At 46.9% G+C, this 8,392-nt stretch carries 8 protein-coding genes; 2 read left to right on the top strand and 6 right to left on the bottom strand.

Going from position 1 to position 8,392, the window contains the following annotated elements; genetic code table 11:
• The 5 genes from HZY94_RS04915 to HZY94_RS04895 form a co-directional block, all read right to left on the bottom strand.
• Positions 1-368, bottom strand: a 368-nt coding sequence (locus tag HZY94_RS04915; protein ID WP_257151900.1) for a reverse transcriptase domain-containing protein, incomplete at its 3' end; no start/stop codon positions are given.
• A 780-nt stretch (positions 369-1,148) separates the two neighbouring features.
• Positions 1,149-1,427 carry a rhodanese-like domain-containing protein gene (locus tag HZY94_RS04910; protein ID WP_179923183.1) on the bottom strand — a complete coding sequence of 93 codons (279 nt, stop codon included), beginning with the start codon at positions 1,425-1,427 and terminating at the stop codon, positions 1,149-1,151.
• 9 nt (positions 1,428-1,436) lie between these two features.
• Complete coding sequence (dtd, locus tag HZY94_RS04905) at positions 1,437-1,880, bottom strand: D-aminoacyl-tRNA deacylase (RefSeq protein ID WP_160332885.1); 444 nt, start codon at positions 1,878-1,880, stop codon at positions 1,437-1,439.
• 8 nt (positions 1,881-1,888) lie between these two features.
• Complete coding sequence (locus HZY94_RS04900) at positions 1,889-4,108, bottom strand: RelA/SpoT family protein (protein ID WP_179925244.1); 2,220 nt, start codon at positions 4,106-4,108, stop codon at positions 1,889-1,891.
• 67 nt (positions 4,109-4,175) lie between these two features.
• Entirely contained in the window at positions 4,176-5,390 is a 1,215-nt protein-coding gene (locus HZY94_RS04895; protein WP_179925243.1) for a hypothetical protein, read from the bottom strand.
• Between the two features lie 85 nt (positions 5,391-5,475).
• Here HZY94_RS04895 and HZY94_RS04890 point away from each other — a divergent pair, with 85 nt between their 5' ends.
• A complete protein-coding gene (locus HZY94_RS04890) occupies positions 5,476-6,129 on the top strand; it encodes an HD domain-containing protein (protein ID WP_179925242.1) in 654 nt (217 codons plus the stop codon).
• Positions 6,130-6,503: 374 nt separating this feature from the next.
• Here HZY94_RS04890 and HZY94_RS04885 read toward each other — a convergent pair whose 3' ends face one another.
• Positions 6,504-7,358 (bottom strand): NAD(P)H-binding protein, encoded by an 855-nt coding sequence (locus HZY94_RS04885; RefSeq protein WP_179925241.1) that lies wholly within the window; start codon positions 7,356-7,358, stop codon positions 6,504-6,506.
• A 129-nt stretch (positions 7,359-7,487) separates the two neighbouring features.
• On the opposite strand from HZY94_RS04885, the gene HZY94_RS04880 reads away from it, so the two are divergent.
• The gene (locus HZY94_RS04880) at positions 7,488-8,051 is read left to right on the top strand and encodes a TetR/AcrR family transcriptional regulator C-terminal domain-containing protein (protein WP_179925240.1); all 564 of its coding nucleotides are present in this window, start codon (positions 7,488-7,490) and stop codon (positions 8,049-8,051) included.
• Positions 8,052-8,392: the final 341 nt, after the last annotated feature.

The raw sequence follows: 8,392 nt of genomic DNA, 5'->3' as shown, positions 1-8,392 counted from the left end.
TGAATAATAGCTGTCTCACAAGAGCGATTGGGACGAAAGCCATAACTATACTCTGAGAAGTGTCTTTCACAGATTGGACTGATGGTTTGAACAATCGCTTGTTGTACCATTCTGTCCATGACTGTAGGGATTCCAAGATTTCGGACGCCACCATTTGGCTTAGGAATTTCAACTCGTAAAACTGGTTGAGTTTTGTACTTCCTCTGCTTTATAAGTTCCTTGGTTTCTCGCCAATGTTGCCGTAGGAAATTATCCATTTCCTCAATGGTAACTCCGTCGATACCAGCAGAACCCTTGTTTCTTTTTACCTGATGATAGGCTTCAAGCATATTGTTCCGAGATAATATCTTATCTAGCAATTCTGACATGTGCGTATTCCTTTCTTGTTTCGGTGTCTGAGGGACATCTTAGATTCGTGAACCTTCTCCTAGTCAATACGTGACCGTCTCCAGTTCTATCAGACCGTTCTTTTACAGACACAAGTGAAGTAGGATTACTTCGGTTAATTGTTCGCCCCTTCGCTCCATTTCCATTACAGAAACTTCATCACTACTATGGGTTCGGCTGACTTCTCATGATTCGTTGTTACTACGTCTACGACGCTCATGAGACCTCACGGGATAAGTCGTATATCTTTCCTCGTTTACTCTCGTGATCTACGCATATAGGTTACGACTACCTTTTGGGACTTTAGAGTTTTCAGCCTCCTCATCCACTACATACGCCTTCATATCACATTTCTGTTCGTAGAGCCACGATTTCGCTATCCCTTCCTCTCCCCGCTACCTCACGATAGTCAGGCTTGGGAGTCGCTATTGGGTTCACCGGTAGCAGGTGCCCACAGAGGACTTGCACCTCAGATATACGACATGCCCGTCGTACTGAAAAGATTCCAAGCCACCGAGCTTGGAATCGGGGGGATTCGGGAAACTTCGGTTCCCGAATAAGGCATGGAACTCGTCAGAGGTCGCTGCCGTCCCCCACCACAGGGAATGCATCCCATATGAATTGAAAGGAAGCCATTTTTAGGCTATATTGTACTCACTATTTATAGATTGTAAAATTCTACCCACTACAGTTGACAAAGAGCCAATAAAACTGTACTAAAAAGCTGCTTCAAGCATCACACTTGAAGCAGCTTTTGTATTCTAGTAAGCGGCCCAGCCGTCCACAATCCGAACCACCTCATAGCCCTGCTCCTCTAGAAGCTGACTAGCCCGTGCCGCTCGGATTCCCTTGGTGCAGACCACATGATAGACCTGGTTCCGGTCCAATTGGTCCAGCTGCGCTTCTAGGTCTGGCTCAGGAATGTTAAGGGAGCCTGCAAAATGGCGGGCAAGGAAGTCCTCCTGGTCTCGAACATCCAGGATTGCCACCTCCTGCTGATTCTGCAAGGCTGCCAATTCCGCCATTGTCATGTCTTTCATCTGCACCTCCTAGGGATTCTTACTATCCAATAAAATCGTCACCGGCCCATCATTGACCAGGGCCACCTGCATATCCGCCCCGAACACACCGGTTTCCAGGGACACAAACTCCCCTAATAACTGATTAAAATCATCATAAAGCGACTTGGCCAAATCCGGCTGGGCTGCCCCTGTGAAAGCCGGACGATTGCCTTTTTTGGTTTGGGCAAAAAGAGTAAATTGGGAAATGGACAAAATCGATCCGCCAACATCCTGAATGGAACGGTTCATTTTCCCTTGGTCATCGGAAAAAATCCGCATATTGACAATCTTGCGGCACAGATAGGCCAGATCCTCCGCTGTATCCTCAGGACCAATTCCAACCAACAAGAGGAAACCGAAGCCAATGGCCCCATGTACTTCTCCGTCAATAGAAACAGAAGCTTCCTTTACCCGCTGTAAAACAACTCGCATAACAGCCCCTACCCATTTGTTCTTTTCACAGAATAAACATCTGGAATATTCTTAATCCGATCGACCACCGTTGTTAGGTTGGCTAAACTAGAAATTCCAAAAGAAACGTGAATGGTCGCAAACTTCATATCCTTGGAAGGTTGGGCATTAAACATGAAAATATTCTTGGTTGAATTTGAAAGTACCTGCAAGACATCATTGAGAAGGCTGGTCCGATTCAAGCCGTAAATATCAATATTGGCTGTGTATTCCTTATGGCCAGAGCCGGTACCTTCCCACTCGACATCCAGCAGTCTTTGCTCATAATTTTCTTGCGACCGCAGGTTCATACAGTCCTCACGATGGACGGCAACTCCCCGGCCCTTGGTAATATAACCTACAATGGCATCTCCTGGGACAGGATTACAACACTTGGCCATGCGGATCAATAAGCCTGGGGCACCTTTTACAACAACCCCTTCTTCTTGGCGAGATTTAGTGTTGCTGGTTTTCTCACTCTTAATCTCACCACCATGCAGGAGCTCTTCTGCTTGGGCACGCGCCTTCTCCCGCTCCAACTCCCGGCGTTCTTTTTCCGTCAACCGGTTAAAGACCGAAATGGCGCTCACCTCACCAAAACCAATAGCCGCATACAGGGCTTCCTCAGACTTGTAGCTGAATTTTTCCAAGTAAGCGTCAAGGTGCTTCTTATCGAGGAACTGGTTGGCCTGCATGTCATGTTGCTGGAATTGCTCCACCAAAAGCTCCCGCCCCTTATCAATCGATAGAGCCTTGTCTTGGTTTTTGAAAAACTGACGAATGCGGTTCCGGGCCTTGCTGGTTTTAACAATGTTAATCCAGTCCCGACTTGGGCCAAAGGAATTGGCACTGGTGATAATCTCTACCTGATCGCCTGTTTTCAGCTTGGTGGTCAGTGGGACCATCCGGCCATTGACCTTAGCACCAGTCGCTTTTTCCCCGACCTTGGTATGAATTTCATAAGCAAAGTCAATCGGCACCGATTCTTTCGGTAGGGCACGGACCGCTCCATCTGGGGTAAAGACATAAATCTCTTCTGCCAGAAAATCCTGCTTGACTGTATCGACAAATTCCTGGGCATTTCCAGCCTGCTCTTGCAGGTCCATCATTTCGGAAATCCAGTTCATACCGATAGTCGATTCCTTGCTGTCGACCTTGCCCTTGATTCCTTTTTTGTAGGCCCAGTGAGCCGCAACCCCGTACTCAGCTACTTCATGCATTTCCTGGGTCCGGATTTGGAACTCAATTGGTCCTTTGGGACCATAAACGGTTGTATGGATCGACTGGTAGCCATTGGCCTTAGGATTAGCAATATAGTCCTTGAAACGTCCAGGCATCGGCCGCCACAATTCATGGACATACCCCAACATGGCATAAACTTCACTTGGGGTCTCCAAGATACAGCGAATGGCAATCAGGTCATAGATTTCCTCAAAGCGCTTTTTCTTGTCCTGCATCTTGCGGTAGATGGAATAGATATGCTTGGGACGCCCATAAATTTGCCCATCAAGATTCCGCTCGGCTGCGTACTTAGTAATTTTAGCAACGACTTCATCCACGAGCGCCTCACGTTCCCGCCGTTTTTCTTTCATCAAATGGGTAATTTTATAAAATTCAACCTCATTCAAATAACGGAAGGATAAATCCTCTAGCTCCCACTTGACGCTGGAAATCCCTAAACGGTGAGCCAGCGGAGCATAAATATCCATTGTTTCTCGAGCAATCCGCTCCTGCTTGTCCTTGCGAAGGTGCTTCAAGGTCCGCATATTGTGCAAGCGGTCCGCCAACTTCACCAAGATTACCCGCATGTCCTGAGACATGGCCATGAGCATCTTCCGATGGTTCTCAGCCAATTGCTCCTCATGGGACTTGTAGGTCACCTTGCCCAACTTGGTCACACCATCCACAATCAGGCTAACTTCTTTGGAAAATTCCCGCTCCAAATTCTCCAAGGACACCACCGTGTCCTCGACCACATCATGCAGGAAGCCACAAGCCACCGTTACAGCATCCAGCTTCAACTTAGCCAGAATGCCCGCAACCTGAATCGGATGAATGATATAAGGCTCACCCGACTTTCGGAATTGCCCACTATGGCGATCAACCGCATAAATCAAAGCTTTTTGGACAAAGGCCACATCCTCAGGCGATAAATACTCTCTTGTCAGGGCAACAACCTGGGCCCCTGTTAAATTCTCTTCTTTTGACATCCTGCTCCCCCTTGTTCTTGTGTTCCCTATTTTACCATTTTTCCCTTAGCATGGAAATAGCCCAGGCCTAGAGAATCAAGCTCCCAGACCCCTTTTCAGCCTTTTGGGAAAAAATCCTAAGCGGCTTTTGCGCTAAAGGATCTTCGACACTCAACCTCAAGGACTTGTAAGTCAGCAAGGGATGGGGAAGCCAGGCAAAAGACCAAGTCCCTTGCCCCGGCCCCAGCTGACTCAGTTTCACCCGCAAACGACTCCGCCCCCGCTCCCCCTGCCAGGTCTCCCAAGCCAAGTAAACCGGCCAGTCAAAGGGAAAGGTAGCCAAGCCCTTATTCGCCCAGATCAGACATAAGCAGGTCCCCAGCAAACTCGACACCGCCTTGACCTGCGGCAGCCACAACTGATAACCCAAACACTCCTCCACAAGCCGAGCCGTCTCCGCATTCTGGGGCAGAGCCGGCCCCAAAAACGACAAACCCAAACGCCGCATCTGAGCCCGCAATCCCGAACTCCAGGGCGTCCACAAACACTTGGACGACCACTCACCCCCACAAACTCGCTCTAAACCAGATTGCCCCAGACCCCGCAGCTGCGCCCCGTCAAAAGATGCACCCCCCTCAACCAACTCATCCAGCCAGATCCGCGTCTGAGCCAGCTCTCCCAGCTCATCATGGTAAAAACCATAGCTACTGTGGGGATCCAGCCAGGCAAAAGACCGCCGCAGGCAGAACCGGCAAGACCTGAAAGCTTGAAACCACGGATCGACATAAAAATGTTGGGCCAAATCGCCCTGGGGCAAGGGCCCCAAGCTGGCAATCTGATGCCACTCGCCCCAGTGCCCCAGACCGCCCAACTCGATATAGGCCAGCAAGCCATCCTGACCCCAGGCTTGCCCCAAAGCCAAGACCAAGCGCCGATAGGCCGCTGCTAACTCTGGATGAGCATAATCAGGAGCCAGACCCCGACCAAAAGGACTTACATAAGACCGAGCTGGAATCCGCCGCAAAAGCCAGGCTGGTAAGGCCGGACTCCCCTTAAAACCCGGGTAATCCAAGACCAAACGAAAAACCAAACGCTGCCCGCCCTGCCGCAAGCGCGAAAAGTTCAGACGCCTTTCCCAGTCTGCAAAAGCAAACCGACCCTCTTCCGGCTCCAAGTCCCGCCAGGTCAGGGAGAGGAACAAAAGACTAGATTGACCAGCATCCGCAGACCGAATATCTGGAGCATAGCCCACCAAGGGTCGTTTTTGCAAGGGCTGATAGGTCCAGACTTTCCTGTAATACATCCACTCCTCCAACTTCTTTCCTTTTTTCCACCAACCATGTTATACTGAGAAGCAAAACCACTCACACTTACCAGAAAGGACACTCATGACCCATAAACAAGCGATCTTAGAAAAAGCCAGAGCCTATGTCTTTCAAGAGCTCAATGGTGAAGCCTCCGATCACGATTGGTGGCACATCCAGCGCGTGACTAACCTGTCCCTAGCCATTGGCCAAAAAGAAGGCGCTGATCTCTTTATTTGTGAATTGGCAGCCCTACTTCATGATATTGCTGATGGTAAGCTAAACGAAACCGAAGCAATCGGCCTCCAAAAGGTCCACACCTGGCTGACAAGCAACGGCCTTGAGCCCCAAGACCGAGACCACATCATGGACATTATCCAACACATGTCCTTCAAAGGTGGCAACCAGACCAAGACCGTATCGACGCTGGAAGGGCAGGTTGTCCAAGATGCAGACCGCCTGGATGCTCTCGGTGCCATCGGTATTGCCCGGACCATGGCCTATTCCGGACATACTGGCAGACCCATCCACGATCCCACTATGAAACCCAGAGACCAGCTAACCTTAGAAGAATACCGAAACGGCCAAGATACTGCTATCATGCACTTCTACGAAAAACTTCTAAAACTAAAAGATCGTATGAACACCACCTATGCCAAAGAACTGGCCCAGGAGCGCCACCAATTCTTGGAAACCTATTTAGAACAGTTCTATGCCGAGTGGAAGGCCCAACGTTAAAATAAACCGATACTCTTTCTATTTTAAATTACACGTCGTTAGCTTCGACTTACCTAAGTCTCGCTGCGATGATAAAATTCATTACCACCCGCAATATTCCACCAGTAAGCAGGAGAGGAAAATACTAGCACATCTGCAATATTAACTGCACGGTAATGGTAATAATCAGCAAGTGGACCTTTCCATCATCTAGCTTGTAGCGCCGCTCACTAACGCCCATATCCACCGATAGGAGTTCATCGCTAACATCTAGGTCTTTAGTAAAAATTTCCTTAACCTCATAAATCGCTAACTTGGAACCCTTGGTAAAGGCTACAGTTCACCCATCCGTCCACCACCTCGGCTGGTGGAGCCATTTAAAATTAAGATTTTCTTCATTTATCTTCTTCCAGAATACTTTTCACTGCTTCAGATAGTCGAGCAAATGCATGCCCTGTAACTCTCTCATAGTCTGTGGCTGTTACCTGGTCTTCTCCGTTCTCACCAGCTACCGCATAAGTCATCATGGCAATTGAAAAATCTTGTTCAAATTCGGATATGCCAACTTCTTTCAACAGTACCGCGACCTCATCTGCTGTCACTTCCTTCACTTCAATCTCACGTTCCAAGGCTTCTTGCACCGCTTGTCCTAAATCTGCAAAGGTATAGGCATCGCGCCCTAATTCCACAACTTCCGGAAAATCAGCTGTCGCAATCACACGAGCTGCTGCTTCCGCCAATTCCTTACGTGTCGCATGAGAAATCTTCCCCTGGCCTGTATAGTAAAATCTGCCCGTCTTAGCCGCAGCCTTAATATTGGCTCGGTTAATTTCCAGGTACCAGCTATTACGCAGGAAAGTATGAGCGATGGTTGACTGACGGATAAGTTCTTCAGTCGCACGGTGATTAATCTCCAAACCAAACTTATCATAATCAATAGCATTAATGGACGTGTAAGCAATATAAGAAATACCCGCCTCTTTTGCCGCCGTAACCACATTTTCTTGCAAATCGGCCTGGGGGACAGAGATAAAAAGCAATCGATCCATACCCTCAAAAGCTCTTACCAAGCTATCCTTATCTGCATAATCTCCCTTACGAGCCGTCACACCACGTTCCTCTAAGCTAGATACCTGCTGATCCGTTCGTACCATACCAAAAAGTTCTGCATCTGGGGCAAATTCATGTAAGAAATCAATAGCATAATGAGCTAAACGACCAGTTGCACCAGTAATAAAAATTTTAACCATATTAATTACCTCTATTGTATTTGATAAAATCACTATACCCTAGATTTTTTCAAAAATCATTTGATAAAAAGTAGTTTTTATAAAGATCTTTGTTAAAATAGAATAATTAACAAAGGAGAGAAGATACCTATGGGGATGTCCCAATTCAGCAAACGTGCCTTTGCAGATGCTTTTGAGAACATGCTTATCAGTACACCTATTGAAAAAATCCGAATCACGCATCTCGCTAAAAAAGTGGGTACCTCACCCCAAACTTTTTACTACCATTTTAAAGATAAATACGATTTAATAGCTTGGATTTACCTACAGGACTATGCAAATGTCACCAGTAACCAAACACAGACATTTTCTGCCACGCAACTGTTGCAAATGAACATGGTTCTCCATCAGCGCAAGCATTTTTACCGAAAGGTCTTCACGGATCAGTCACAAAATGCCATCGAAGGTTACGCAATAACACATCAAATGAAACACTTGCGCAAGGCTGTCACTGAATGGCAAAGTAGCCCTATCACTATCGATCAGGAAATGGCGATTCTTTATCATCAATACGGTGTTCTCAACCTCTTCAAAGACTGGCTTTTCGATCGACTACCTATAGATGTTCACACTCTATCGCAATTTCAATATGACAGAACGCCAGATTTTCTCAAAAAAGCCCTAAATTCCGATGATTTTGAAAATCTGCAGTAATCAAAGTCATTACTAAGGTTGTTAATACTCCTTTAAGTGCAAAATCTGATCTTGTCAAGCCTCCTTGATGAACCTTAATTCGACTTTCGTCAGTGTTCCTAGTCATTTTTTGAAATGATTCGAGTATTCTGATTTTAATTTTAATGAGGTGTAAATAAACCGATAAAGAAGGGCTCTATAATTTCTATAGTGGGTAACGACCCAAAATAGGGATTATAGGGCTTTTTGAGGTACAAAAAAAGCCCCATATGACCTATAATGAATAGTGACCAAACCAACATTAGGAGAATCATATGGAACTTATTTATAATACCACAGAATTACTCGGAATTACAGATAGA

The sequence above is a fragment of the Streptococcus danieliae genome, from assembly GCF_013415245.1.
Lineage (GTDB): Bacteria > Bacillota > Bacilli > Lactobacillales > Streptococcaceae > Streptococcus > Streptococcus danieliae_A.
This window is presented reverse-complemented; position numbering and strand designations above follow the sequence as displayed.